Source organism: Curtobacterium sp. VKM Ac-2865 (genome assembly GCF_015350905.1).
Lineage (GTDB): Bacteria > Actinomycetota > Actinomycetes > Actinomycetales > Microbacteriaceae > Curtobacterium.
This window is the reverse complement of the sequence record NZ_JADKRZ010000004.1, coordinates 245,506-268,964: the sequence shown is the minus strand read 5'-3', so window position 1 is coordinate 268,964 and position 23,459 is coordinate 245,506. Positions and strand designations below refer to the sequence as shown.

At 71.1% G+C, this 23,459-nt stretch carries 25 protein-coding genes and 1 tRNA gene; 10 read left to right on the top strand and 16 right to left on the bottom strand.

Going from position 1 to position 23,459, the window contains the following annotated elements:
- Positions 1-3 precede the first annotated feature (3 nt).
- The 3 genes from ITJ54_RS12025 to ITJ54_RS12015 form a co-directional block, all read right to left on the bottom strand.
- Complete coding sequence (locus ITJ54_RS12025; RefSeq protein WP_194628561.1) at positions 4-1,287, bottom strand: LCP family protein; 1,284 nt, start codon at positions 1,285-1,287, stop codon at positions 4-6.
- 183 nt (positions 1,288-1,470) lie between these two features.
- Positions 1,471-2,208 (bottom strand): GntR family transcriptional regulator, encoded by a 738-nt coding sequence (locus tag ITJ54_RS12020; protein WP_194628560.1) that lies wholly within the window; start codon positions 2,206-2,208, stop codon positions 1,471-1,473.
- Positions 2,209-2,410: 202 nt separating this feature from the next.
- A complete protein-coding gene (locus tag ITJ54_RS12015; protein ID WP_194628559.1) occupies positions 2,411-3,874 on the bottom strand; it encodes an MFS transporter in 1,464 nt (487 codons plus the stop codon).
- 135 nt (positions 3,875-4,009) lie between these two features.
- Between ITJ54_RS12015 and ITJ54_RS12010 the strand changes: the two genes are divergently transcribed.
- The 3 genes from ITJ54_RS12010 to ITJ54_RS12000 all read left to right on the top strand — a co-directional run bounded on the left by ITJ54_RS12010 (position 4,010) and on the right by ITJ54_RS12000 (position 8,747).
- Entirely contained in the window at positions 4,010-5,209 is a 1,200-nt protein-coding gene (locus ITJ54_RS12010) for a cobalamin-independent methionine synthase II family protein (protein ID WP_194628557.1), read from the top strand.
- A 132-nt stretch (positions 5,210-5,341) separates the two neighbouring features.
- Positions 5,342-6,712, top strand: coding sequence for an ATP-binding protein (locus tag ITJ54_RS12005; RefSeq protein ID WP_194628798.1), 1,371 nt, complete (start codon positions 5,342-5,344; stop codon positions 6,710-6,712).
- A complete protein-coding gene (locus ITJ54_RS12000; RefSeq protein ID WP_194628556.1) occupies positions 6,705-8,747 on the top strand; it encodes a vWA domain-containing protein in 2,043 nt (680 codons plus the stop codon). The genes ITJ54_RS12005 and ITJ54_RS12000 overlap by 8 nt, the downstream gene beginning before the upstream one ends.
- Positions 8,748-8,812: 65 nt before the next feature.
- On the opposite strand, the gene ITJ54_RS11995 is transcribed toward ITJ54_RS12000, so the two are convergent.
- From ITJ54_RS11995 to ITJ54_RS11985, 3 genes are all read right to left on the bottom strand, one after another.
- Positions 8,813-9,577 (bottom strand): SCO1664 family protein, encoded by a 765-nt coding sequence (locus ITJ54_RS11995; protein WP_194628555.1) that lies wholly within the window; start codon positions 9,575-9,577, stop codon positions 8,813-8,815.
- On the bottom strand, positions 9,574-10,098 hold the full coding sequence (locus ITJ54_RS11990) for a DUF3090 domain-containing protein (protein ID WP_194628554.1): 525 nt from the start codon (positions 10,096-10,098) through the stop codon (positions 9,574-9,576). The genes ITJ54_RS11995 and ITJ54_RS11990 overlap by 4 nt, the downstream gene beginning before the upstream one ends.
- 116 nt (positions 10,099-10,214) lie before the next feature.
- Positions 10,215-10,931, bottom strand: a complete 717-nt coding sequence (locus ITJ54_RS11985) for a histidine phosphatase family protein (RefSeq protein ID WP_194628553.1) — start codon at positions 10,929-10,931, stop codon at positions 10,215-10,217.
- A gap of 54 nt (positions 10,932-10,985) precedes the next feature.
- Between ITJ54_RS11985 and ITJ54_RS11980 the strand changes: the two genes are divergently transcribed.
- From ITJ54_RS11980 to ITJ54_RS11965, 4 genes are all read left to right on the top strand, one after another.
- The gene (locus tag ITJ54_RS11980) at positions 10,986-11,462 is read left to right on the top strand and encodes a GtrA family protein (RefSeq protein WP_194628552.1); all 477 of its coding nucleotides are present in this window, start codon (positions 10,986-10,988) and stop codon (positions 11,460-11,462) included.
- A 75-nt stretch (positions 11,463-11,537) separates the two neighbouring features.
- Entirely contained in the window at positions 11,538-11,720 is a 183-nt protein-coding gene (locus ITJ54_RS11975) for a hypothetical protein (protein ID WP_194628551.1), read from the top strand.
- Between the two features lie 152 nt (positions 11,721-11,872).
- The gene (locus tag ITJ54_RS11970; RefSeq protein WP_194628549.1) at positions 11,873-12,292 is read left to right on the top strand and encodes a bleomycin resistance protein; all 420 of its coding nucleotides are present in this window, start codon (positions 11,873-11,875) and stop codon (positions 12,290-12,292) included.
- A 17-nt stretch (positions 12,293-12,309) separates the two neighbouring features.
- Positions 12,310-12,738: a BLUF domain-containing protein gene (locus tag ITJ54_RS11965; protein ID WP_194628547.1), complete on the top strand. Its 429-nt coding sequence runs from the start codon at positions 12,310-12,312 to the stop codon at positions 12,736-12,738.
- 22 nt (positions 12,739-12,760) lie between these two features.
- Here ITJ54_RS11965 and ITJ54_RS18470 read toward each other — a convergent pair whose 3' ends face one another.
- From ITJ54_RS18470 to ITJ54_RS11945, 4 genes are all read right to left on the bottom strand, one after another.
- Entirely contained in the window at positions 12,761-13,315 is a 555-nt protein-coding gene (locus ITJ54_RS18470) for a GNAT family N-acetyltransferase (RefSeq protein WP_416354904.1), read from the bottom strand.
- Positions 13,312-13,884, bottom strand: a complete 573-nt coding sequence (locus tag ITJ54_RS11955; protein ID WP_194628543.1) for a Panacea domain-containing protein — start codon at positions 13,882-13,884, stop codon at positions 13,312-13,314. Before ITJ54_RS11955 ends, ITJ54_RS18470 begins: the two co-directional genes overlap by 4 nt.
- Before the next feature lie 76 nt (positions 13,885-13,960).
- Positions 13,961-14,695, bottom strand: a complete 735-nt coding sequence (locus ITJ54_RS11950; protein ID WP_194628541.1) for a hypothetical protein — start codon at positions 14,693-14,695, stop codon at positions 13,961-13,963.
- Positions 14,692-15,312, bottom strand: coding sequence for a TetR family transcriptional regulator (locus ITJ54_RS11945; RefSeq protein ID WP_194628539.1), 621 nt, complete (start codon positions 15,310-15,312; stop codon positions 14,692-14,694). Before ITJ54_RS11945 ends, ITJ54_RS11950 begins: the two co-directional genes overlap by 4 nt.
- A gap of 75 nt (positions 15,313-15,387) precedes the next feature.
- Here ITJ54_RS11945 and ITJ54_RS11940 point away from each other — a divergent pair, with 75 nt between their 5' ends.
- Entirely contained in the window at positions 15,388-16,716 is a 1,329-nt protein-coding gene (locus ITJ54_RS11940; protein WP_194628537.1) for a sensor histidine kinase, read from the top strand.
- Complete coding sequence (locus ITJ54_RS11935) at positions 16,713-17,354, top strand: response regulator transcription factor (protein WP_194628535.1); 642 nt, start codon at positions 16,713-16,715, stop codon at positions 17,352-17,354. Before ITJ54_RS11940 ends, ITJ54_RS11935 begins: the two co-directional genes overlap by 4 nt.
- 16 nt (positions 17,355-17,370) lie before the next feature.
- Here the strand turns inward: ITJ54_RS11935 and ITJ54_RS11930 are convergent, their stop codons facing one another.
- The 4 genes from ITJ54_RS11930 to serS form a co-directional block, all read right to left on the bottom strand.
- Positions 17,371-18,021 carry an SDR family oxidoreductase gene (locus ITJ54_RS11930; RefSeq protein WP_194628533.1) on the bottom strand — a complete coding sequence of 217 codons (651 nt, stop codon included), beginning with the start codon at positions 18,019-18,021 and terminating at the stop codon, positions 17,371-17,373.
- Positions 18,022-18,355: 334 nt separating this feature from the next.
- A tRNA-Ser gene (locus ITJ54_RS11925) sits at positions 18,356-18,443 on the bottom strand.
- A gap of 91 nt (positions 18,444-18,534) precedes the next feature.
- A complete protein-coding gene (locus ITJ54_RS11920) occupies positions 18,535-19,398 on the bottom strand; it encodes an HAD family hydrolase (RefSeq protein ID WP_194628531.1) in 864 nt (287 codons plus the stop codon).
- Entirely contained in the window at positions 19,395-20,666 is a 1,272-nt protein-coding gene (gene serS, locus ITJ54_RS11915) for a serine--tRNA ligase (protein WP_194628530.1), read from the bottom strand. Before serS ends, ITJ54_RS11920 begins: the two co-directional genes overlap by 4 nt.
- 93 nt (positions 20,667-20,759) lie before the next feature.
- Between serS and ITJ54_RS11910 the strand changes: the two genes are divergently transcribed.
- Complete coding sequence (locus tag ITJ54_RS11910; RefSeq protein ID WP_194628529.1) at positions 20,760-21,845, top strand: diacylglycerol/lipid kinase family protein; 1,086 nt, start codon at positions 20,760-20,762, stop codon at positions 21,843-21,845.
- Between the two features lie 53 nt (positions 21,846-21,898).
- Here ITJ54_RS11910 and pheA read toward each other — a convergent pair whose 3' ends face one another.
- Both pheA and ITJ54_RS11900 read right to left on the bottom strand, forming a co-directional pair.
- On the bottom strand, positions 21,899-22,855 hold the full coding sequence (pheA, locus tag ITJ54_RS11905; protein ID WP_194628528.1) for a prephenate dehydratase: 957 nt from the start codon (positions 22,853-22,855) through the stop codon (positions 21,899-21,901).
- A gap of 53 nt (positions 22,856-22,908) precedes the next feature.
- Positions 22,909-23,454, bottom strand: coding sequence for a MarR family winged helix-turn-helix transcriptional regulator (locus ITJ54_RS11900; RefSeq protein ID WP_194628527.1), 546 nt, complete (start codon positions 23,452-23,454; stop codon positions 22,909-22,911).
- Positions 23,455-23,459 lie beyond the last annotated feature (5 nt).

Sequence of the window (23,459 nt, the reverse complement as noted above, 5' to 3'; positions counted from 1 at the left end):
AGGTCATCCGCCGGCGGCCACCGCGCAGGTCTTCTGCGCCGCCGTCTGCCCGGTCACGCCGGACATCTCGCGCGGTGTCGCCGAGGGGGTCGACGGCGCACGGGGAGCCGTCGCTGTGCGCTCCGAGGGCGCTGGTGCCGCTGCGGGGGCGTCCGTCCCGACCGCGGGAGCCTCCTCGGTCGCACCGCGTCCGGTGGCGCCGGCGTCGAGGCTGAACGGACGATCAGCACGGACCGCGCGGATCAGCCGGTCGGCGGTCGCCCGGTCGGGGACGACCTTGCCGGGGAAGGCGGGGTCGTCGACGCTGCCCGGGTACTGCACGAAGGTGATGTCGCCGAGGTCGATGCCCTCGAACGCGCGGGCGATGTCGACCATCGTCGAGGGCTTTGCGAGCGAGGTGGACAGGGTGATGTTCTGCGACGCGGCCTTCGCCAGGCCGTACAGCTTCGCGGGGTCGCCGAGCGTGCCCTCGTGCTTGACCTTGCGGAGCAGCGAGGACAGGAACTGCTGCAGGCTCGAGATCCGGGAGAGGTCGCTGCCGTCGCCGACACCGTGCCGGTCGCGGAGGAACGCGAGGGCGGTCTTCCCCGAGACGGTGTGCTCCCCCGCCGCGAGCTGCAGCCCGGTGTAGGGGTCGTCGACTGCGTCCGTCACGCACACGGGCACCCCGCCGACGGCGTCCGACATCCGGATCACCCCGGCGAAGCTGACCTGGGCCGCGTAGGGCACGTCCATCCCGGTGGCGTGCTCGATCGTCGAGACGACGCAGTCCATCCCGCCGCGGCCGTACGCCTGGTTGAGCGGGGTGTCCTGCACCGCTGGCGCACCGCTGCACGCCGGCTGGTCGAGGACCAGGTCCCGCGGGAAGCTGATCGCGACCGCGTGGGTGTGGTCGGCCGAGACGTGCAGCAGCACGTTCGAGTCGTTGAGCGTGGCGCCGCGGTCGCCGTAGGCGGTCCCCTGGGACGGGTCGTTGTCTGCGCCGATCGCCAGCACGTTGAAGGCCCCCTCGGTCGATGCCGCGCCACTGCCGACGTCGACCGCGCGCTGCTGGAACCCGTGGCCCACGTCGTACGCCGCGTAGGCGGAGAGCGACGTGGCACTCATCACGGCGACCGCCGCCGCGATGCCGACACCGCTGACGAGTCGACTGATGCCGAGGTCGCGGCGACCTCGGCCGTGCCGTGCTCCGCTGACGCGGAACCCGGGGCCGGAGACGACGGACGGACGGCGTCTCGGGTCGAGGACGTCGTCGAAGGCGGACTGTGGACCGTCGGGATCGGTCACGGGCGGGCTCCCTCCGAGCAGCCCCGGGCACGGGCCGCTCGCCGGGGGACGATACCCGAGCGGGTGCGTGCTGCCGGGGACCCGGGGCGGCTCGGCGTGCCTCGTTCGGGGGCCACCGCGAGCGCGAGCGGATCAGCGCCCGCGATGCCCCCACCACCGCGTCACCGGGTCGGCATCACGACGTCATGCGGACTCCGCCGATCGGAAGCGGTCGGGCAGGGCGATCAGGCACTCCCCGAGCGCGCGGACGGCCCTGGCGCAGTCGTCGAGGTCGTCCTGCACGGCCGCGGCCCGCGCCCGCTCGACCAGGTCGAGACGATGGCGTCGGTCGACCACGGCGTCGATGCCGTTCGCTGCGGCGACGTCGTCCGTGAAGAACATGTCGAGCACCGGGCGCTGTGCCGCCAGCCAGTCGGCACTGACCGTGGCGCCGGACCGCCGGAGCAACCAGGAGCCGATCTCGACGAAGGCCCCTGCCTCGGTCATGCAGTCGCGGATCCAGAACGGGTCGAAGCGCTCGGCCGACCGTGCACCGGGCATCTGCGGTGCCGCGAGCATCGTGCACCCGAGCCGGATGCGCTCCTGCATCTGGTCGAGTGACCAGTGCGCGATGACCACGCCGACGTACCGCTGCACCGACACGAGCCGGAGCGACTCGAGCGGCACCAGGGCTTCGCGCACCGGCGTCCGGGAGACCCGCATGTCGTCGGCGATGGCGTCGAGGCGCAGGCGCTGCCCCCGCCGGTACTCCCCGCGGAGGATCCGGTCGAGCAGCCAGGTGAAGACCGCGTCCCGCAGCAGGCTGCGCCGCACCCCGAGCGGGTCGGGGCCGCCGAGTCCCGACATCGCTGCCCGGTCCGTCTGCGGCCCCACCGGTCGCGGCTGCGGGGTGGGTGCCGTCACAGTGTCGTCGTACCCCATGGAGCCACCTTCACGCACGGCGGCCACCGCCAGGGGTGGTCCGTCGTGATCGGTGGACGAGTCCGCCGATCGTCGCCCTGTGGAGGGCACGGTGCCCGTCTTGCATCACTGCACTCCCGCCGTCCAGGACCCCCGTCGGGGGTCGATGGAGAGAGCGTTGCAGGATCGATCGTCAGTCGCTAAACATTCCGGATATCGCCGGTCAGCGCTTCGACTCCTCCTTCTTCGCGATGACCGAGAGCGGCTGGGTGACGTCCTCGAGGCCCTTCCGGGCAGCGTCCACGCCGAAGATCAACGCCACGATGCCGCCGAGGATCATGATCCCCGCGCCGAGCAGGTAGCCCCAGAAGAGCGGCTCCCGGGACGACCCGTCACCGATGAGCGCGCCGTAGATCGTCGGCGCGATCGCCCCGAAGACCTGCGCCAGCGCGAAGAAGTACGAGATGGCCTGCGACCGGAGCTCGAGCGGGAAGATCTCGCTCACGGTCAGGTACGCGCTCGACGCCCCGGCCGAGGCGAAGAAGAACGAGATGCACCAGAAGACGACCTGCACGGTGGCGCTGATCGCGTCGGCCTGGAACAGGAAGGCGGACACCGCGAGGACCAGGCCGGAGATCAGGTACGTGCTGAAGATCATCTGCCGGCGACCCCACGTGTCGAACAGCCGTCCGAGCACGAGCGGCCCGAGCAGGTTGCCGATCGCGAACGGGAAGAAGTAGACCGCGGTCTCCGAGGTCTTCAGCCCGAAGAAGTTCGTCAGCACGAGTGCGTACGTGAAGAAGATCGCGTTGTAGAGGAACGCCTGCGTGATCATCATCGTCGCGCCGACGAGGGTGCGCTTCGGGTACTGCATGATCAACACCTTCGCGACGGTCCGCAGCGAGACCTTGTCCATCGGCGTGACCGTCATCGCCTTGGACTCGTCGACCTTCTCCAACGGCTTGCCGGACTCCCGCTCGACCTCGGCCTCGATCCGCGCGACGGTGGCCTCGGCCTCCTCCTGCCGCCCGTGGGTCATCAGCCAGCGTGGGCTCTCGGGGATGTGCCGACGCAGGAAGATGATCGCGATGCCGAGCACCGGGCCGAGGAAGAACCCGATGCGCCAGCCGATGTTCTCCGCGAAGTACGCGGTGTCGAGCAGGTAGATGTTGGCGAAGGCGCCGAGGGCAGCGCCGCCCCAGTAGGTGCCGTTGATCGCGATGTCGACGTGCCCGCGGTACTTCGCCGGGATCAGCTCGTCGATCGCGGAGTTGATGGCGGCGTACTCGCCGCCGATGCCGAGTCCGGCGATGAACCGGAAGACGGCCAGGAACCAGAAGTCCTGCGCGAAGCCCGCGATGCCGGAACCGATCAGGTAGATCGCCAGGGTCAGGATGAACAGCTTGCGGCGACCGAGTCGGTCGGACATGCGTCCGAAGACCAACGCGCCGAACACCTGCCCGAACAGGTAGATGGTCCCGAGCGTCGTCACCTCCTGCGTCGACAGGCCGAGGTCCGCCTGGAAGCCCGCGTTGGAGACGATCTGGATCTCGAGCCCGTCGAGGACCCAGGAGATGCCGAGCCCCACCACGATGCTCCAGTGGAACCGTGTCCACGGCAGTCGGTCCATCCGTGCCGGGACCAGGCTCCTGACCTGGCCGTCCTGCAGTCCGCTCGCGCTCGTCATCGCGGTTGCTCCTCACCCGCCGGGCCCCCGCGGTCCGGCACAGATGGAGAACGTACGCCCGGATCGCCGATCCGGTCCACGGCCGTGTGTCGCCGTGCGACGACACACGGCGGGCACCGCAAGTAGCGTGGCAGCGTGCCGCTCCAGAACTCGACCGACCGCATCCTGACCACCCACACCGGGTCGCTCCCCCGGACGCCGGAACTCAGCGCCCTGCTGGTGGCGCGCGACCAGGCCAAGCCCTACGACGAGGCTGCGCTCCGCGAGGAGACGGCCGCCGTCCTCGCCCGCACCGTCGACGCCCAGCTCGACGCCGGGCTCGACGTGGTGAACGACGGCGAGGTCCCCCGCGTGGGCTTCTCGACCTACATCCGCGAGCGCCTCACCGGCTTCGGCGGGACCGGGCACCGCAAGCCGACGCTCGACTCGGTCAAGTTCCCGGGGTACGCCGCGTTCCAGGCGAAGCAGATCGACGAGGGCGCCGAGTTCGCCCGGGTCTGGGACACGCCCCTCGCCCAGGGCCTGCTGGAGTACGACCAGGAACGCGCCGGCATCCGCGAGGACCTCGACGGGTTCGAACGCGAGCTCGCCAGGAACGCAGCCGCCGGGCGGACCCCCGCCGGCACCTTCATCTCCGCCGCGACGCCCGGCATCGTCGCGACGACACTGCTGCTCGACGAGGCCAACCCGCACTACGCCGACCACGGCGAGTACGTCTTCGCCCTGGCCGAGCAGCTCCGCGTGGAGTACGAGGAGATCGTCTCCCGCGGGCACATCCTCCAACTGGACGCTCCTGACCTGGCGATGGAACGGGTCATCCACTTCGGCGACGCCAGCACCGAGGAGTTCCTCCAAGCGGTCGACCTGCACGTCGACGCCCTGAACCACGCGCTCCGCAACATCCCGAAGGAGCAGACCCGCCTGCACGTCTGCTACGGCAACTGGCAGGGCCCGCACCAGGACGACGTGCCCGTCGACGTGCTGCTGCCGCACCTGTACCGCGCCCAGGTCGGGTCCTTCAGCATCCCGTTCGGCAACCCGCGCCACGCGCACGAGTTCCCCGCGTTCCGCGACCTGCCGCTGCCCGACGGCGCAGTCCTGGTGCCCGGTGTCATCGACGTGACGACGAACTACCTGGAGCACCCGCAGCTCGTCGCGAACCGCATCGTCGAGGCAGCCGAGGCCGTCGGCGACCCGACCCGCATCGTCGCCGGGACCGACTGCGGGCTCGCCACGTTCGCCAGCTACGAGTTCGTCGCGACGGACGTCGCGTGGGCGAAGCTCCGCGCGCTCACCGAGGGTGCCGAGATCGCGAGCAAGCGGCTCTTCGGCTGACGCCGACGACGGACGGGAGGCTCGTGGCGGCCCCGCGACGAGCCTCCAGTCCGTCGGCACTCGCCCTGGGCGAACAGGTGGGCCGGTTCGTCGGCGGTCAGGCGTAGCGTCGACGACGTGACCCGACCCACCATGAGAACGGTCGGCGAGCTCCGCACCTCTGGTCACGTCCAGAAGACGGTCCGCGCCGAGATCCGCGACAACCTGCTCACCGCCCTCCGAGAGGGCTCCGATCCCTGGCCCGGCCTGCACGGCTTCGCGACCACCGTCGTCCCCCAGCTCGAGCGCGCCCTGATCGCCGGACACGACGTCGTCCTGCTCGGCGAACGCGGCCAGGGCAAGACCCGCCTGCTCCGTACGCTGCAGGGCCTGCTCGACGAGTGGACCCCGGTGATCGCCGGGTCCGAGCTCGGCGAGCACCCGTTCGAGCCGATCACCACGGCCAGCATCCGCCGTGCCGAGGAGCTCGGGGACGCCCTCCCCATCGACTGGTGGCACCGCGACGGCCGCTACGTCGAGAAGCTCGCGACCCCGGACACCTCCGTGGCCGACCTGATCGGCGACGTCGACCCGATGAAGGTGGCCGAGGGGCGCAGCCTCGGTGACCCCGAGACCATCCACTTCGGGCTGATCCCCCGGGCGCACCGCGGCATCGTCGCCATCAACGAGCTGCCCGACCTCGCCGAGCGCATCCAGGTCGCGATGCTCAACGTGATGGAGGAACGCGACGTGCAGATCCGCGGCTACGTGCTGCGGCTGCCGCTCGACGTCCTGGTCGTGGCGAGCGCGAACCCCGAGGACTACACCAACCGCGGTCGGATCATCACGCCGCTGAAGGACCGCTTCGGCGCCGAGATCCGCACGCACTACCCGATCGAGCTCGAGGACGAGATCGCCGTCATCCGGCAGGAAGCCGAGCTCACGGCCGAGGTGCCGGACGCCCTCATCGAGATCCTCGCCCGCTTCACCCGGGCGCTCAGGGCCTCGAGCGCGGTCGACCAGCGCAGCGGCGTCAGCGCCCGCTTCTCCATCGCCGGCGCCGAGACGGTCTCGGCAGCGGCCGTGCACCGGGCAGCGCGTCAGGGCGAGTCGGAACCCGTCGCCCGTCCGATCGACCTCGAGACCGCGGTCGACGTCCTCGGCGGCAAGATCGAGTTCGAGTCGGGGGAAGAGGACCGTGCCGACGAGGTCCTCGAGCACCTGCTCCGCACCGCCACCGCGGAGACCGTCCGGTCGCGGCTGCGCGGGCTCGACCTCGCGCAGCTCATCGAGGCCCTCGACGGCGGCACGATGGTGACCACCGGCGAGCAGGTCTCGGCTCGCGCGTTCCTCGAGGGGCTGCCGTCCCTCGGCGAGTCCGACCTGTACGACCGCATCTGCGAACGACTCGGCGCCACGAACGACGGCGAGCGGGCCGGGGCGATCGAGCTCGCGCTCGAGGGCCTGTTCCTCGCGCGGAAGATCAGCAAGGAGTCCGGCGGGGGCGAAGCCGTCTATGGCTAGTCGGCAGAACCGCCGGCTGTCACGGGACACCCGGTACGGGCGGTACGAGGGCGGCCCAGACCCGCTCGCGCCGCCCGCCGACGTGTCCGAGGCGCTCGACGCCATCGGACAGGACGTCATGGCCGGGTACTCCCCGGAGCGCGCGATGCGGGAGTTCCTGCGCCGCGGCGGTCGTGACCAGCGCGGCCTCGACGACCTCGCTCGTCGCGTGGCCGAGAAGCGCCGCGAGCTGACGAGCAGGAACAACCTCGACGGCACGCTGCAGCAGATCCGTCAGCTCCTCGACGAGGCCGTCCTGGCCGAGCGCGGCGAGCTGGCCCGCAACGTCGACATCGAGGACGGGGACCGGGCACTGGCCGAGATGCAGCTCGACAGCCTGCCGCCGTCGCCTGCGGCCGCCGTGACCGAGCTCTCCGGCTACGACTGGACGAGCCCCGCGGCCCGTCAGAAGTACGAGGAGATCAAGGACCTGCTCGGGCGGGAGATGCTCGACCAGCGCTTCGCCGGCATGAAGCAGGCGCTCGAGGACGCCAGCGACGACGACCGCGCCGAGGTCAGCGCGATGATGCAGGACCTCAACCAGCTGCTCGATGACCACCGCGCCGGCACCGACTCGCAGGAGCAGTTCGACGAGTTCATGGCGAAGCACGGGGAGTACTTCCCGTCCGACCCGAAGAACGTCGACGAGCTCCTCGACGACCTCGCCGCCCGGTCCGCAGCCGCCCAGCGGATGCGGAACTCGATGACGCAGGAGCAGCGCGACGAGCTCGACGCCCTCGCGCAACAGGCCTTCGGCAGCCCCGACCTGATGGGGGCGCTGTCGCAGCTCGACGGCAACCTCCGTGCCCTCCGCCCCGGCGAGGACTGGGGTGGTTCCGAGCGGATGGACGGCGAGCAGGGGCTCGGGCTCGGTGACGGCACCGGCGCGTTCCAGGACATCTCCGACCTCGACGCCCTCGCCGAGCAGCTGGCGCAGTCCAGCCCAGGCTCCGACCTGGACGACCTGGACCTCGAGTCCCTGGCCCGACAGCTCGGGTCCGACGCCGCGGTCGACGCCCGCACCCTGCAGCAGCTCGAGAAGGCCCTGCAGAACTCGGGCACCATGCGCCGCGGTGCCGACGGCCAGTACAAGCTCACCCCGAAGGCCATGCGGCAGCTCGGCAAGAGCCTGCTCAAGGACGTCGCCCAGAAGATGTCGGGGCGGCAGGGCGCACGGGACCTCCGCCGGTCCGGAGCCTCGGGCGAACCGTCCGGCGCGACGCGTCAGTGGGCGTTCGGGGACACCGAGCCGTGGGACATCCCCCGCACCATCACGAACGCCGTCACCCGCACGGCAGCGTCAGGCCGTGACGGCGCCGCCGTGCGGCTGACGATCGACGACGTCGAGGTCCAGGAGACCGAGGCCCGCACGCAGGCCTGCGTGGCACTGCTCGTCGACACCTCGTTCTCGATGGCGATGGAGGACCGCTGGGTCCCGATGAAGCGCACCGCCCTGGCGTTGCACACGCTCATCTCGACCCGGTTCCGCGGCGACGACCTGCAGCTGATCGCCTTCGGTCGCGAGGCCGAGGTGATGGACGTCGAACAGCTCGTCGGGCTCGACGCCGAGTGGGACAAGGGCACGAACCTGCACCACGCGCTGCTGCTCGCCAACCGGCACTTCCGGAAGCACCCGACGGCACAGCCGGTGCTGCTCATCGTCACCGACGGCGAGCCGACCTCGCACCTCGAGCCGAACGGGCAGGTGTACTTCAGCTACCCACCCGACCCGATGACGATCGCGCTGAGCGTCCGGGAGCTCGAGAACGCCCATCGGCTCGGCGCCCAGACGACGTTCTTCCGCCTCGGCGACGACCCGGGGCTCGCCCGGTTCATCGACGGCATGGCCCGGCGCGTCGACGGCACGGTCACGGCACCGGAGAACGACGACCTCGGCGTGGCCGTGGTCGGCTCGTACCTCGGGTCCCGGAGCGGTGGTGCGCTCTTCCGCGACGACGACTGGAGTGGTGGCGGCGCGTTCGGCCGCTTCGGCTGAGCGTCGGACGTGACGGACTGGAGGCTCGTCGCCAGCTGGCACCGAGCCTCCAGTCCGGCTGTGGTCTAGAACAACGGCCAGGGCACCGCCGGGCCGTACCCGGCCGGTGGTGGGAAGCGGCCGACGGCCGCCAGCGCGGCGCAGCGCGCCTCGAGGTTGTCGATCTCGTCCACGGTCAGGTGCTCGGTGAGCTGCTCGCCCAGGTCACCGTGCAGGGCCGTGACGACCCGTTCGAGTCCAGCGAGCTCGTCCGCGTCGAGTGCCTCGTCGACCCATCCCCAGAGCACCGTGCGGAGCTTGTGCTCGACGTGGAAGGTGAGCCCGTGGTCGACGCCGTGGCGGTGGCCGTCCGGCATCGCGAGGACGTGTCCGCCCTTGCGGTCCGCGTTGTTGACGACGACGTCGAAGACGGCCATGCGCCGGAGCGCCGCGGTGTCCTCGTGCACCAGGGTGACGGGCCGGTCGTGCTCGTCGATGGCCTCGAGCACGGTCTTCATGCCCGACGCCTCTGCCTGGTCCGTCGGGACCACGTCGACGGCGTCCTGTTCGGGGTCGACGTCCTGCCACCGCTGGACCATGCCGAGCCCGAGCGGTCCGGTGCCGAGCCAGGTCGGCGGGACCACACGCCAGCCGAAGGCCTCCGACACCAGGAACGCGGCGTACTCACGACCAGCCAGGGTGCCGTCCGGGAAGTCCCAGAGCGGCTTCTCGCCGGCGATGGGCTTGTAGACGACCTCGTGGCCGTCGAGCTCCGCGAGGAACGTGGCGTTCGAGGCCTCGCGGATGCGGGCCGTGAGCGACATGCCGGACGGTTCCGGCGCCTCGCTCATGCCTCGCCGGGCAGCCGTCCCGCGGCCACCACTTCGCGTGTCCGTTCGACGAAGGCACGGGCAGTCCCGACCGGGATCTTCACCTGGAGCAGTTCGGCGGGTTCGGGCATCTCGACGACGGCCTCGATCTCGCCGTCCTCGCCGGGCTCCTCGGTGATCTCGACCTCGTCCTCGATCGGGTAGGCCTCGATGACGACCTGCGCCGTCGCCGGGTCGAACCCCAGGCTCAGGGCGCCGGCGCGGAACTCTGGCTCAACGGGCTGGTCGAGCGGGTCCACGTCGTGGAGCTCACGCGGGACGGTGGGCGGGACGCTGAAGCGGTTCTCCTCCACCGTGGCGACCTCGTCGAGGAGCTCGTCGAGCTTCTCGGCCAGGACAGCGGACTGTTCCTTCTCGAGGGCGACACTCACCACCCGGCGGCCGTCGCGCGCCTGCAGGTAGAAGCTCCGCTCACCGGGGCGCCCGATGGTGCCGACGACGAGACGATCCGGCCAGTCGAATCCGTGGACGATGGTGGGCATACCGGCATTGTAGGAGCGCCAGCCTGCGCCCGTTCAGGGTCTGGCAGTACCCGTCTCCGAACGGGACCGTCGTCGCAGCTCCAGGGGGCGTCCGCGGCGCCGTCCTCGCGACCCCGTCAGGCTGGTGCGGCGCCGTCTTCGGGCGCCGGGTTCCCTGCCCCGCCGCCGATCGCCGCGTCGCCCGTCGGGGCGGGTGCCTTCGCGAGCCAGGACAGGTCACCGGATTCGGTGTTCGTCGCGACGACCTCGGGCCGGTGCTCGCCGTAGCGGACGACGGACACCGACGCGGGCCCGACCGTGATCCGCTGGAACAGGTCGAGGTGCATGCCGAGGGCGTCGGCGAGGACGGACTTGATGATGTCGCCGTGGCTCACCGCGACCCAGACCGCGTTCGGTCCGTGCTCGGCCTCGACCTGCGCGTCGAGCCGTCGGATCGCCGCGACGGCACGCGACTGCATGGTCTGCATCGACTCTCCGCCGGGGAACACCACCGCGCTCGGGTTCGCCTGCACCACGCGCCACAGCGGTTCCTTCGCCAGGTCGCTGATCTTGCGGTTCTGCCAGTCGCCGTAGTCCGCCTCGATGATGCCGCGCTCGACGAACTGCTGCGGCTCCCCCTGCTGGAACGCCGTGATCGCCCTGGCCGTCTGCCGGCACCGCTCGAGCGGGCTGGACACCACCGCTGCCAGGGGCACCGCGCCGATGCGCTCCGCCATCGTGGCCGCCTGCCGCTTGCCGACCGAGTCGAGCGCGACGCCCGCGGTCCGTCCTGCCAGGAGCCCGGTCGCGTTGGCGATGGTGCGTCCGTGCCGGACGAGGAGGACGGTGGCCATGCGCACGATCCTATTCACGCTGGGCCGGGTCGGATTCGCTCGACGGGGCCCCGCATGGTCATACTGATCCTGATGGACGCACTGCTCCGGTTGTTCCGCCGGTACCCCTCAGCGGGACGGTTCCTGGTCGTGGGAGGCATCGGCTTCCTGCTCACGATGGCCATCAACTACGGCCTGAAGCTCTTCGTCATCCCGCAGCACCCCGTCAGCGCACTCGTCATCGGCACCGTCGTGGCGACCGTCGTGTCGTACTGGCTCAACAAGAAGTGGTCGTTCGGCGACCGCGGGGGTCGGCACACCGGGCTCGAGATGCTCTACTTCGTGATCGTCAGCGCCATCGGCATCGCGCTGAACTCGGCACCGCTGTACCTGTCGCGGTACGCCTTCGGCCTCGAGGTCCCCCACGTGAGCCGTGCGACGCAGGAGATCGCGGACTTCGTCAGCGGGCCCGTCATCGGGACCGCGATCGCGATGGTGTTCCGCTACTGGGCGATGAGCCGCTGGGTGTTCGTCCGTCGCGCCGACGTCTGAGTCGTCCCCGACGGCGTTCTCCACAGGTCCGAGGATCGCTGCCGTGATGCGGTGCCGGTGACGTACCGTTGCCTCATGGCCACGAACGTCTCGCTCTTCCCCGTCGGTGGTGTCCGACCTGTCGGCTCCGACGGACTGACCGACGACGAACGTGTCGCGCTCGCCGACCGGTACCGCGCCACGGCAGCACGGAAGACGCTCGCGGCATCGGAGAAGGACGCGCTCGACCGCTGGTACGCCAGCCGTGCCGACCGGTAGCCCGGTCGAGTGGAGCAACGCGGGACCAGGGCACCGCTCTGCCCTGCAGTCCTTCACCTGCGCGGAGCCGGCGCGAGCTGTCTGGCGTACTGGGTCCACGATCTGCTCGGAGACGACGCGTCCCGGTCGCCGCACGGTGGCACGATGGTGCCATGACCACGGAACCGGCTCTGGTCCCCGAGCTCCTCGTGACGGACCTCGATGCGAGCCTCCGGTTCTGGATCGACCTGTGCGGCTTCACCGTGGCGTACGACCGCCCCGACGAGCGGTTCGCCTTCCTGACGCTCGGGTCCGCGCACCTGATGCTCGAACAGGTCGGCATCGGGCGGAACTGGCTCGTCGGGCCCCTCGCCGTGCCGTTCGGTCGCGGGATGAACCTCCAGGTCACCGTGACCGACAGCGACGCGATCGCCACCCGGCTCGTCGATGCGGGTGTGGCCCTCTTCATGCAGCCCGAGACGAAGTGGTACCGGACGGGTGACACCGAAGCCGGGGTCCGGCAGTTCCTCGTCGCCGACCCCGACGGCTACCTCATCCGATTCCAGTCCTCCACGGGGCATCGCGACGCCTGACACGGCAAGATGGTCGGATGCTCGTCTCGATCGTCTACATGAGTCGCGCTGCCGACGACTTCGGTGACGACGACCTCGCGGAACTCCTCAAGGGTTCGCGGCTCCGGAACGAGGCCATGGGCGTCTCCGGTCTCCTCGTCGCCAAGGGCGGCCGGTTCATGCAGCTGCTCGAAGGTCCGGCCTGGAGCGTCGACGACCGCTTCGCCGCGATCTCCCGCGATGCCCGGCACCTGGAGATCACGTCACTCATCCGCGAGGACATCGAACGGCGCCGGTTCGACGGCTGGTCGATGGCCTTCCGCGGGCTCGACGACGAGGACCTGCACGCGGTCGAGGGCTTCAGCCCGTTCCTCTCCGGTGCGACGGACTTCCCGCGGTCCTTCGACCGCACGAGCGCCGCGTGGCTGCTCAAGTGGTTCCGGGACCGCGAGCTCCACGACGTCTGACCCGGGGCTCCCTGGCGGACAGTCAGCGAGTGCGGGTGTCGGAGTGAGCGAACGCGCGGCTCCGTTCGAAGGCGTCGACCGTCGCCGTTCCGGTGTCGAGGGCAGCGATCGTCGAACGGAGTGCGCTGATCGGCATGCTGAGCCACAACGACGATCCGACGCAACGGATGAAACCGTGGGCTTCGTACCAGGACGCGCGGCACTCGTCCGAGGCCTCGACCACGAAGTGCTTGGCTGGAACGACGCTTGCTGCGACCAGAGCCGCACGGCTCGCTTCGAGCAGGAGTTGCGTCCCGTGCCCTCGGCCCTGGTGCGCCCGGTGTACGGCCAGCCGTTGGAGCTGAACGGCTCGGAGCTCCTGGCGCCCTCCCGCCACCTCGATCGACCCGTGGTTCAGCGCGTAGACCGCGACCACGGCGCCGACGGAGTTCAGGGCGACGTGCACGGCGGTCCGACCTGCTCGGTCGTCCTTGCGCGCCCGTTCACGGACCCAGCAGTTCATCCACTCGTCACCACAGTCGAGCAGTTGGAGGCGATGTGTGTGACTGAGCCGTTCGATCGACACCCAGGGCTTCATGCCCGGTCCCGCCGGCGCAACACCGCCGCTGCGAACCGGGCGTTCACCGAGTCGTCGTCAGAAGCTGACGCGAGGACGGCGAACTGGTCGTCCGTCACGTACCGGATGTTCGACGGTGGCAGGTCGGGAACCGGCCCGTCGCCCGCCAGGAGCTTCGAGTAGAAGGAGCGCATCGCGTCCGTCGTGATCGCGTTGTTCCTGTCCGGGACGTAGACCGAGCGCCACGGTTCCTCGGCGTGTGTGAGCTCCACGAGGGCGTCGGACTCGAGCCGCCCGTAGTACTGCACCACGCTCCGGAGGACCGCGAGGGCGTAGTCGTCGAGGACAGCGCCTCCGCCAGGACCGACCATCGCGGACGTGACACGGTAGTGCCCCTTGTGGAGCGGCCACAGGTCCACGGCGACCGGCCCGTGCTTCCAGGCCTGGATGACCCCGTCGAACATCGGACGCTTGGTCTGCGTGACGTGCCAGGCCTGGCAGTAGTAGACGAGCTTCTGCAACTTGTAGGCGTCCGCGGATCCCCCGAGCTCGTCGAGGACCAGGGCCGCGACTCCCGGTGCGGTGGTCATGGTGCTCCCTTCCGCTGACGACCCTACGCGGACCAGGACACCAGTACCAGGATTTGGTATGCAGTATGTGGATGGATCAGCGCGCCGAGCCGTTCCACACCCCGACGTCACCGACGCTCCACCGCGGCGTGTAGGTGGTCGTCGCCGACATCGTGCCGCGTCGTCCGGTGCTGCTCTCCCGGTACAGCCACCCGTACGCGACGGCCTCCGGCTCGACGTCCGACCGGATGAGCGCGCAGTACCGGGCGCTCCCCCGGTCGTTCAGCGCCGCGGTGAGCGCCGCCCGGTCCACGACGCAACCCTCGGGGACGGACGCGTCGCGCGTCGCCCTGACGTCCTGCGCCCGGCCGTCCTCCCCGTGCCGACCGGTCCAGGCGAACAGGTCCCAGTCGTCCTCGGTGATCGTCGCGTCCGTCGGGATCGCCACGTCGACCACGGCCACGTAGGGTTCGCCCTCCGTCAGCGTGTTCGCGTCCACGATGCCGGCGTGCCCCCACGCGTCCGCCTGCGCCTCGGTCGCGCGGTCGAGCGAGCGGAACGTCATGGTCACGTCGACGTCGACGTCACGGCTGATCGACCCGGTCAGCGCCGTCCCCGGCGCCTCGTTCATCGTCGCGCGGGTGACGAGGACGAACACCGTGAGCCCGACGGCCAGCACCAGGACGACCGCCGCGACGCCGACCAGGCACCCGAGCGGGCCACGGAGACGGCCCCGGCGCGCCCGGCCACCGCCACCAGCAGCAGCACGACGACCGGCCCCAGGCCGACCGGCACGACGCCAGGCCCCGGACGCCGGGGACGAACCACTCACGCGAACACCTCGTCGACGACCCGCAGCAGACGTTCCCGGTGCGCCCGCTCGACGACCGCGTGGACGAGCACCCGCCACATCGTCGCCACCACCGGCAGCAGGTCCGCACGCCCGGAGCGCACGTTCGACACGAGCTGCACCCCGGTGAAGTACGGCACGACGGTCCCGCCGAGGGCTTCGGGCGACAGGTCCGTGGTGACCTCGCCCCTGGCGACTGCAAGCCGGAACTCGTCGACCACACCCGCGATCCACTGCTCGTAGAAGCTCGCCGTCTGCCGGGCCAGGACACCGTGCTCCAGGGAGATCCGGATGCCGGCACGGACGACGACGTCGCGCATCAGCAGGTCGGCGATCCCGCGTGACGCCCGCACCAGCGTCCCGATCGGCGACGGGTCACCCGCGCTCATCGCCGCGAACGTCCGGGCGTTCTGCTCGTCGATCACGGCGAGCGCCACCGCGTGCTTGGTCGGGAAGGTCCGGTGCAACGCCCCCTGGCTGACGCCCGCGGCCCGCGCGATGCCGGCGATGCTCGCCGTCGCGTAGCCGTCGCGGTCGAACTCCCGCGCAGCCGCCTCGACGATCACGTCGCGTCGTCCTGTCCCACCCACGTCACGCACGGCTCAACGCTACCGGGCGGGAACGGGGGAGAACCCGGTGTCGCCCGGACCACGGGCACTGCCACGCTTGTCCCCATGAGCACACTCGCCGCCCGACCGCTCCCCCGGGCACGTCGGACCTTCGTCCTCGGCCTCGTCGACCCCCGGACCTGGCGCGACTTCGCCTTCCACATGGCGGCGCTGCCGCTGGCGATCGCCGGCTTCACCTGGTCCGTCCTCACGCTCTCGGCCGGCATCCCGTTCGCGGTCCTCTGGGTGGGACTCCCCGTGACGGCGTTCCTGGTGGTCGGGAACACCTGGTTCGGGGCCGCGTTCCGTCGGGTCGCTCGTGGGCTCCTCGGCGTGGACGTGCAGACGCCGCCCGCGCCGCGCGGTCGCCCCGGGGTCGTCGGGTGGACGACGGCACGACTCCGCCACGCACCGAGCTGGCGTGCGCTCGCCTTCGGCCTCGTCGCGTTCGTCACGTCGGTCATCGCCTTCGTCGTCACGATCACCGTCCTCGTGACCGCCGTCGGCCTGACCACCAACTGGGTCTGGTCGCACTGGCTCACGCCGATGACCGACGAGGACGGCGTGCTCCACTCCGGCATCCAGGTCGGCACCGTCTTCGTCGACACCCCCCTCATGCAGGCGGTCGCCACGGTCGTCGGGCTCCTGCTGCTGGTGTTCGTGTGGCCGCCGGTCAACCGTGGGCTCGCCGCAGGACAGGGCGCCCTGGTCCGCAGCCTGCTCGGCAGCACCACCGGTGAGCGCCGGGTCGCCGAGCTCACCCGGTCGCGCGACGACAGCGTCCGGGGTGCCGACGACACGCTCCGTCGCGTCGAGCGCGACCTGCACGACGGCACGCAGGCACGGCTGGTCGCCCTGGCGATGACGCTCGGGGACGCGCAGGACCGCCTGCAGGACGGGGAGGACCCCGCCTCGGTCGGTCGCCTGGTCGAGCACGCCCGGCGGTCGACGCAGGAGACGATCACCGAGCTCCGCGAGATCGCGCGCGGCATCCACCCCGCGGCGCTCGACGAAGGCCTGGAGGCTGCGATCGCCTCCGCCGTGTCCCGCACCACCCTGCCGGTGCAGGTCCGCCACGACCGCACCCTCCGGCCGTCGGCCGTCGTGGAGAGCGCCGCCTACTTCACCGTGGTTGAGCTGCTGACGAACGTCGTCAAGCACGCCAGGGCGACGCGCGCGCAGGTCGTGGTGTCGCGGGACGGCGCGGACATGCTCGTCACGGTCGAGGACGACGGCGTCGGCGGGGCGCACGTCTCCCTCGACCCGCAGACCGGCGGGACGGGTCTCGCCGGCGTGGCCGACCGCCTGCGCACCGTCGACGGGACGCTGACCATCGACAGCCCCGCCGGTGGTCCGACCCGCATCGCGATGCGCTTCCCCGGGGTCCCCGCGTGAGGATCCTCGTCGCCGACGACAACGTCATCCTGCGCGAGGGACTGGTGTCACTGCTCGGGTCCCGCGGACACGAGGTGTCGGCGGTCGCGTCAGGCGACGCGGCGGTCGCCGCCGTGCGGTCTGATCCACCCGAGGTGGTCGTGATGGACATCCGGATGCCGCCGACCCACACGGACGAGGGGGTCCACGCCGCGATCGCGATCAAGGCAGCAGCGCCGGAGGTCGGTGTCCTGCTCTTCTCCCAGTACGCCGAGGCTCGCTGGGCCCGCATGCTGCTCGACGTCGCCCCGGCCGGTGTCGGCTACCTGCTCAAGGAGCGGGTCGCCGACATCCGTCCGTTCCTGGACTCGGTGCAGCGCGTGGCGGCTGGCGGCCTCGTGCTCGACCCCGAGGTCGCGGCGCTGCTCATCGACCGCCGCACCGACCGGTTCGCGGCGCTGACCGCCCGTGAGCGCGAGGTGCTGGAGCTCATGGCCGAGGGCCGGACGAACGCCGCGATCGCCGATCGGCTGTTCCTGGCCCCCGGCACGGTCGAGAAGCACGTGACGACCCTGTTCAGCAAGCTCAGCCTGGCCCCGGCGGCGGGCGACCACCGCCGGGTGCTGGCCGTGCTGGACCACCTCGCCGCGCGACCGTGATGCGCGCGGGTGCGGCTCAGGCCTGGTCGGCGCGGAGGAACTCGGCGACCGGGGTGCTGCCGGTGTTGAACCGGTAGGTGCTGCCGGCGGTGCCACCGGTCTCGAGCACGTCGGCGATCACGTGCGCGACGTCGCCGCGGGACACGTTCGACGCCTCGCCGTCCCAGTCGACCTGGCCGGTGGGCTCGTCGTCGGTCAGGGTGCTCGGCGCGACGATGGTCCACTCGAGTCCGGAGTCGCGCACGACCGCGTCGGCGACCATCTTGGACTGGGCGTAGGCGAAGAAGTCGTTGTCCTGGGGAACGCCGTGGTCGAGCACCGAGCCGGACCACGACACCATGACGTACCGCTCGACGCCCGCGCGCGCAGCTGCCTGCACCGACAGCACGGCGGCGTCACGATCGATGGCCCAGGTCCGGTCCACCGATCCTCCGCCGGCGCCCGCTGACCACACGACGGCGTCCTGACCGCGCACCAGGTCCTCGAACCCGGCGATCGTCTGCTCCTGGATGTCCGCCACCTTGGGGTCGCCCCCGTGGGCGCGGGCCTCGTCGGCCTGCTCGGCCTTCCGGATGACGGACGTGACGTGGTGGCCCCGGTCGCTGAGGATGCGCGTCGCGAGGAGTGCGACCTTGCCGTGGCCGCCGAAGATGATGATGTCGCTCATGGCCTCGACGCTACGCGGGGCGCCTCAGCAGCAGGTGACCGCAGCACGGCTCGACCGCCCCGGAGACAGGAATCGCGTCACCGCGCCGAACCCGAATCGGCACGGCGACGCGATCACCGTACGTCACCGTGCCGAACCCGAATCGGCCCGGTGACGCCTTCGCAGAGGCCGGTACCAACGGCATCTGACGACCTGAGTAGCAAACCATCCGGAGGCAGGCCGCGAAAGGCCCCCAAACGGGAACGCGCGTTCTCTGGCTAGTGGCTTCGTTTCCCGTCCGGACCCCACGACCGGTCGCCGTCGTGCGCGGTCAGACCGGACGGCGACTGCCACCTGGCGGAGGGTGTGGGATTCGAACCCACGAGACATCTCTGCCCACCTGTTTTCAAGACAGGCTCCATCGGCCACTCGGACAACCCTCCACGACCCGACCACGTGGCGAGACGTGACCGGGTCCCTGGAAGTGTACCGGGCCTCCCGGCTGCGGAGCGTGTGGAACGCAGCAGACGAACGCTAGCGGGGCAGCGTGTCGAGCGCGGCCGCCAGGCCGTCGTCTGTGACGCCCCCGGTGATCTCGCTCGCGGCGTCGACGACGTCGTCCGGGGCCTGCCCCATCGCGACCCCGCGGCCGGACGTGGACGCCCACCGCAGCATGTCGATGTCGTTGCGGCCGTCACCGGCGGCGAACACCCGGGAGCGCGGGATGTCGAACCACTCGCGGACGCGTTCCATCGCGGTGGCCTTCGTCACGCCCTCGGGAGCGATGTCGAGCCACGCGGTCCAGCCGACGTTGTACGAGACCTTGTGCAGGCCCATGCGGTCGACGATCTGCAGGAACTCCTCGAGCCCGTGCTCGGGGGAGATCACCACGACGCGGGTGGCCTGCACGCCGAGCAGCTGCTCGAAGGGCACGTGGTCCCCGTGCTTCGTCATGGCGTCGTCGGGGAACTGCCCGGAGAGCAGGTAGCGGCCGTCGGGCGACTCGACGCCGTACGCGCCGTTCGCCAGGGCGCCCCGGATGGTCTGCAGGACGTCGGTCGGGTCGAAGGTCTCGACGTGGACGCGCACGTACCCGTCGATCGCTCCGGGGGCAGTGGAACGGCGGAGCGTGACGGCGCCGTTGGCGCAGACCAGGTACTCGGGCTGGATGCCGATCTTCTCGAGCACGGGCACGGTCATGCCCTCACTGCGACCGGTGGAGAGCATGACCTCGTGCCCGGCGGCCGCTGCGGCCCGGATGGCGTCGACGGTGGCCTGGGTGACGACGCCGTCCTCGCGCATCACGGTGCCGTCGATGTCGAGGGCGACGAGCCAGCGCTTGACGCGCGTGGCGGAGGCCGACCCGTGGGACGACGACGATCCGGGTGTGCTGGTCATCGGGGTTCGATCACCTCGACGCCGCCGAGGTACGGGCGCAGGACCTCGGGGATGACGACCGTGCCGTCCGCCTGCTGGTGGGTCTCGAGGATCGCGACGAGCCAGCGCGTGGTGGCCAGCGTGCCGTTGAGCGTGGCGACCGGGGCCGTCTTGCCGCTCTCGGTGCGGTAGCGGATGTCGAGGCGACGGGCCTGGAACGTGGTGCAGTTCGACGTCGAGGTGAGCTCGCGGAAGGTGCCCTGCGTCGGGACCCAGGCCTCGAGGTCGTACTTGCGCGCAGCACTCGTGCCGAGGTCGCCGGCGGCGGTCTCGATCACGCGGTAGTGCAGCCCGAGGTCCTGCAGCATCGACTCCTGGTACGCCATGAGCTTGGCGTGCTCGGCGTCGGCCTGGTCCGGGTGGACGTAGGAGAACATCTCGAGCTTGTTGAACTGGTGCACGCGGAGGATCCCGCGGTTGTCGCGGCCCGCCGACCCGGCTTCGCGCCGGTAGCAGGTCGACCAGCCGGCGTAGCGGAGCGCCTGGTCGTCCTCGTCCGGGAACGCCAGGATCTCGTCGGCGTGGTACCCGGCCAGGGCCACCTCGCTCGTGCCGGTCAGGTAGAGGTCGTCGGCTTCGAGTCGGTAGACCTCGGCCGCGTGCTCGCCGAGGAAGCCGGTGCCGGCCATCGTCTCCGGGCGCACGAGCGTGGGCGTGATGAGCGGGACGAACCCGTGCTGGACCGCGCGGTCGAGCCCGAGCGACATCAGCGCGATCTCGAGCCGGGCACCGAGGCCCTTGAGGAAGTAGAACCGCGAGCCGGAGACCTTCACGCCGCGGGCGATGTCGATGATGTCGAGCGCCTCACCGAGGTCGGCGTGGTCCTTCGGCTCGAAGGCGAACTCGGGCTTGGTGCCGACGGTGCGGAGCGTGACGAAGTCGTCCTCACCGCCCGCCGGGACACCGGGCAGGACGACGTTGGGGATCGCGCGGACGACCCGGTTGAAGGTCTCCTCGGCGGCGGTCGCGGTGGCCTGTGCCTCTTTCACGCCGGCGGCGAGCGCCTGGGCCTGCTGCACGAGCGCGGCCTTCTCGTCCTTCGGGGCCTTGGCGACGGTCTTGCCGAACGCGTTCTGTTCGGCACGCAGGGCCTCGTACGACGTGATCGCGCTCCGCCTGGCGGCGTCCGCGGCGACGGCCTGGTCGACGACGTCGACGGAGGCGCCGCGCGCAGCCTGTGAGGCCTTGATGACATCGGGTTCGTCGCGCAGCAGCTGTGGGTCGATCACCGGTCCATCCTAGCCAGGGCCGCCTGCGGCCCGGAGCGGAGTCCCCGTCCAGTCCGGTGCGCACTCCCCAGGGCTCGCCGGTACCGTTGTCGCATGCCTTCGCCCTCGGAGACCGCGCCCACACGCCCGGACGCCCTCGCCTCAGAGCGGCAGACCGCCGCCGTCATCTACAACCCGGTCAAGGTCGACCTGCCGAAGCTCAAACAGACGGTGGAGCAGCACCAGCGTGAAGCGGGCTGGAACGAGACCCTGTGGTTCGAGACCTCGGAGGAGGACCCGGGCGGCGGGATGACCCGCGAGGCCCTCGAGGCCGGCGCCGACGTCATCGCTGCCGCCGGTGGTGACGGCACCGTGCGCGCCGTGGCCGAGGTCGTGCACGACTCCGACGCGGCCCTGGCCCTGCTGCCGAGCGGCACGGGCAACCTGCTCGCGCGGAACATCCCCGCGCCGGTCGACGACCTGCGCGCGAGCGTCCACACGATCTTCCACGGTGAGGAACGCGCCATCGACTTCGGCACCGTGCGGGTCGAGCGCCCGGGCGGCGACCGCGAGGAGTTCGGCTTCCTGGTGATGGCCGGCCTCGGGCTCGACGCCCGGATGCTCGCGAACACGAAGCCCGAGCTGAAGAAGAAGGTCGGCTGGCTCGCCTACGTCGACTCGCTGGTCCGCTCGCTGCGGGACGCCGACGCGTTCGAGTTCCGCTACCGCCTGGACGGCGAGGGCAACCGCTCGGTGCGCGCCCACTCCCTGATCGTCGGCAACTGCGGCATGCTCCAGGCCGGCGCGACGCTGCTCCCCGACGCCGAGATCGACGACGGTGTGTTCGACATCGTCGTCATGCGACCCCGCGGGTTCTTCGGCTGGGTCCGGATCGCCGCCCGCATGCTGTGGGAGAACGCGATCCTGCGCTCGTTCCGCCGGTCCGCCCTCGGCCAGACGGTGATCGGCAAGCGCATCACCACCCGTGCCCGTGAGGAACGCCCGCTGCGCTACCTGCGCGGCGAGGAGTTCACCGCGCGGCTCGAACGTCCGGACGAGTTCGAGATCGACGGTGACCCGGTGGGCGAGGTCGTGGCCTTCCGTGCCTCGATCGACGCCGGCGGGCTGCGCGTCAAGGTCGCCGGGCCCGAGGACCAGACCCGCGCGACGCGGCAGGTGCGGGGCGCGCACCGCCGCTGAGTGCGGGCGGGCGTCAGCGCTCAGCACCGGCGCTGAGCGCGGGCGGGCGGGCGTCAGCGCACGTCGGGCACGCCGGAGACGATCGCCTGCAGCCACTCACGCGCCTCGACGAAGGCGGCGTCCGAGTAGCGCAGGGACACCTCGGTCTCCTGGCGGTCCGCCCGCGGGTACGACCCGAGGAACGTCACGCGGGGGCTGAACCGGCGCAGACCGAGCAGGGCGTCGGCGACCCGTTCGTCGCGCACGTGACCGTCGAGGTCGATGACGAACCGGTAGCGACCGAGCTCGTCGCCGATCGGCCGCGAGGACAGCAGCCCCATGTTGATGCCCCTGGTGGCGAACTGCTCGAGCATGTCGACGAGGGCGCCGGGGTGGTCGGCGGGCAGCTCGACGATGACGCTCGTCTTGTCCGAGCCGGTGCGCTCGGGGATCGAGAGGGTCTTCGACACCAGCACGAACCGGGTCACCGCGCTGCTGTTGTCGCCGATCGACTCCGCGAGCACGGCCAGGTCGTGGTGGTCGGTGATGCCGGGCGGGGCCACGGCGGCGTCGGCGGTCGGCACGGCATCGAGGAGGGCGACCGCGGCGGCGACGTTCGAGGACGCCGGGATGTGGCCGTGCCCGGGGACGTTGGCCTCGAGCCAGCGGTGCGTCTGGGCGTAGGCGACGGGGTGCGCGTTCACCGTGCGGACGTCGGCGAGCGCGGTGCCGTGCCGGGCGACGAGCACGAAGTCCACGGGGACCAGGTACTCCCCCACGATCCGCACACCCGGGATCCGGGCGAGGGCGTCCTGCGTGGCGCTGACCCCGCCGTCGACGCTGTTCTCGATCGCGATCACGGCGCCGACCGAGCGGCCGGACATCACGTCGTCGAGTGCCTCGCCGACGTTGTTGACGCTGCGCCAGGGCTTGCCGGCCGCGGCGTCGACGAGCTTCAGGGCCGCCTCGGTGAACGTGCCGGCCGGTCCGAGGTAGCTGTACGTGTCGGACTCGACCTCGGGCTGGCTCATGCCGCCGAGCCTATTGCACCGGCTCGACCCGCCCCGCGGCGGCCCGGGCCCGCTCAGTCGGTCGCGGTGCCCGTCAGCCGGGCCTCGCAGATCGCGGTGTCGTCCTCGTCGCGCGGGTACGTCAGCGCGGCGAACCGAGCGTCGGGGTCGAGCGTCGTCAGGAGGGACTTCGCGATCCCGTCGAGCTGCACGACCTGCTCGTCGGACAGGGCGTCGATGACGAACCGTCGCGCCGTGCGGACGTGGTCCGGGGCGGCCTCGACGATGGTCGCGTACCCCGCGTCGGTCAGCCGGACGTCGGTCGCCCGGCGGTCGTCCACGGACGGGCACCGCGACACCAGCCCGCGCTTCTCGAGTCGGGACACCACGTGCGACAGCCGCGGCAGCGAGGCGTTCGTGGCCGAGGCGAGCGCGGACATCCGGAGCGTGCGGGTGTCGGTCTCCGAGAGCATCGCGATGACCATGTAGTCGAAGTGCGTCAGGTCGGCATCCCGCTGGAGCTGCTGGTCGAGCGCTGCCGGCAGGAGCTCCATGACGGCGACGAGCTTCATCCAGGCACGCAGCTGCTCGCGCGTCAGCCAGGGGGTCTCGTCGGTCATGACCC

What these genes read in the sequence shown, in the direction of transcription:
- ITJ54_RS12020 (WP_194628560.1), bottom strand. Translation starts at nt 2,208, where the DNA reads ATGGGGTACGACGACACTGTGACGGCACCCACCCCGCAGCCGCGACCG.
- ITJ54_RS12015 (WP_194628559.1), bottom strand. Translation starts at nt 3,874, where the DNA reads ATGACGAGCGCGAGCGGACTGCAGGACGGCCAGGTCAGGAGCCTGGTC.
- ITJ54_RS12005 (WP_194628798.1), top strand. Translation starts at nt 5,342, where the DNA reads ATGAGAACGGTCGGCGAGCTCCGCACCTCTGGTCACGTCCAGAAGACG.
- ITJ54_RS12000 (WP_194628556.1), top strand. Translation starts at nt 6,705, where the DNA reads ATGGCTAGTCGGCAGAACCGCCGGCTGTCACGGGACACCCGGTACGGG.
- ITJ54_RS11995 (WP_194628555.1), bottom strand. Translation starts at nt 9,577, where the DNA reads ATGAGCGAGGCGCCGGAACCGTCCGGCATGTCGCTCACGGCCCGCATC.
- ITJ54_RS11990 (WP_194628554.1), bottom strand. Translation starts at nt 10,098, where the DNA reads ATGCCCACCATCGTCCACGGATTCGACTGGCCGGATCGTCTCGTCGTC.
- ITJ54_RS11985 (WP_194628553.1), bottom strand. Translation starts at nt 10,931, where the DNA reads ATGGCCACCGTCCTCCTCGTCCGGCACGGACGCACCATCGCCAACGCG.
- ITJ54_RS11980 (WP_194628552.1), top strand. Translation starts at nt 10,986, where the DNA reads ATGGTCATACTGATCCTGATGGACGCACTGCTCCGGTTGTTCCGCCGG.
- ITJ54_RS11975 (WP_194628551.1), top strand. Translation starts at nt 11,538, where the DNA reads ATGGCCACGAACGTCTCGCTCTTCCCCGTCGGTGGTGTCCGACCTGTC.
- ITJ54_RS11970 (WP_194628549.1), top strand. Translation starts at nt 11,873, where the DNA reads ATGACCACGGAACCGGCTCTGGTCCCCGAGCTCCTCGTGACGGACCTC.
- ITJ54_RS11965 (WP_194628547.1), top strand. Translation starts at nt 12,310, where the DNA reads ATGCTCGTCTCGATCGTCTACATGAGTCGCGCTGCCGACGACTTCGGT.
- ITJ54_RS18470 (WP_416354904.1), bottom strand. Translation starts at nt 13,315, where the DNA reads ATGAAGCCCTGGGTGTCGATCGAACGGCTCAGTCACACACATCGCCTC.
- ITJ54_RS11955 (WP_194628543.1), bottom strand. Translation starts at nt 13,884, where the DNA reads ATGACCACCGCACCGGGAGTCGCGGCCCTGGTCCTCGACGAGCTCGGG.
- ITJ54_RS11940 (WP_194628537.1), top strand. Translation starts at nt 15,388, where the DNA reads ATGAGCACACTCGCCGCCCGACCGCTCCCCCGGGCACGTCGGACCTTC.
- ITJ54_RS11930 (WP_194628533.1), bottom strand. Translation starts at nt 18,021, where the DNA reads ATGAGCGACATCATCATCTTCGGCGGCCACGGCAAGGTCGCACTCCTC.
- ITJ54_RS11920 (WP_194628531.1), bottom strand. Translation starts at nt 19,398, where the DNA reads ATGACCAGCACACCCGGATCGTCGTCGTCCCACGGGTCGGCCTCCGCC.
- ITJ54_RS11910 (WP_194628529.1), top strand. Translation starts at nt 20,760, where the DNA reads ATGCCTTCGCCCTCGGAGACCGCGCCCACACGCCCGGACGCCCTCGCC.
- pheA (WP_194628528.1), bottom strand. Translation starts at nt 22,855, where the DNA reads ATGAGCCAGCCCGAGGTCGAGTCCGACACGTACAGCTACCTCGGACCG.
- ITJ54_RS11900 (WP_194628527.1), bottom strand. Translation starts at nt 23,454, where the DNA reads ATGACCGACGAGACCCCCTGGCTGACGCGCGAGCAGCTGCGTGCCTGG.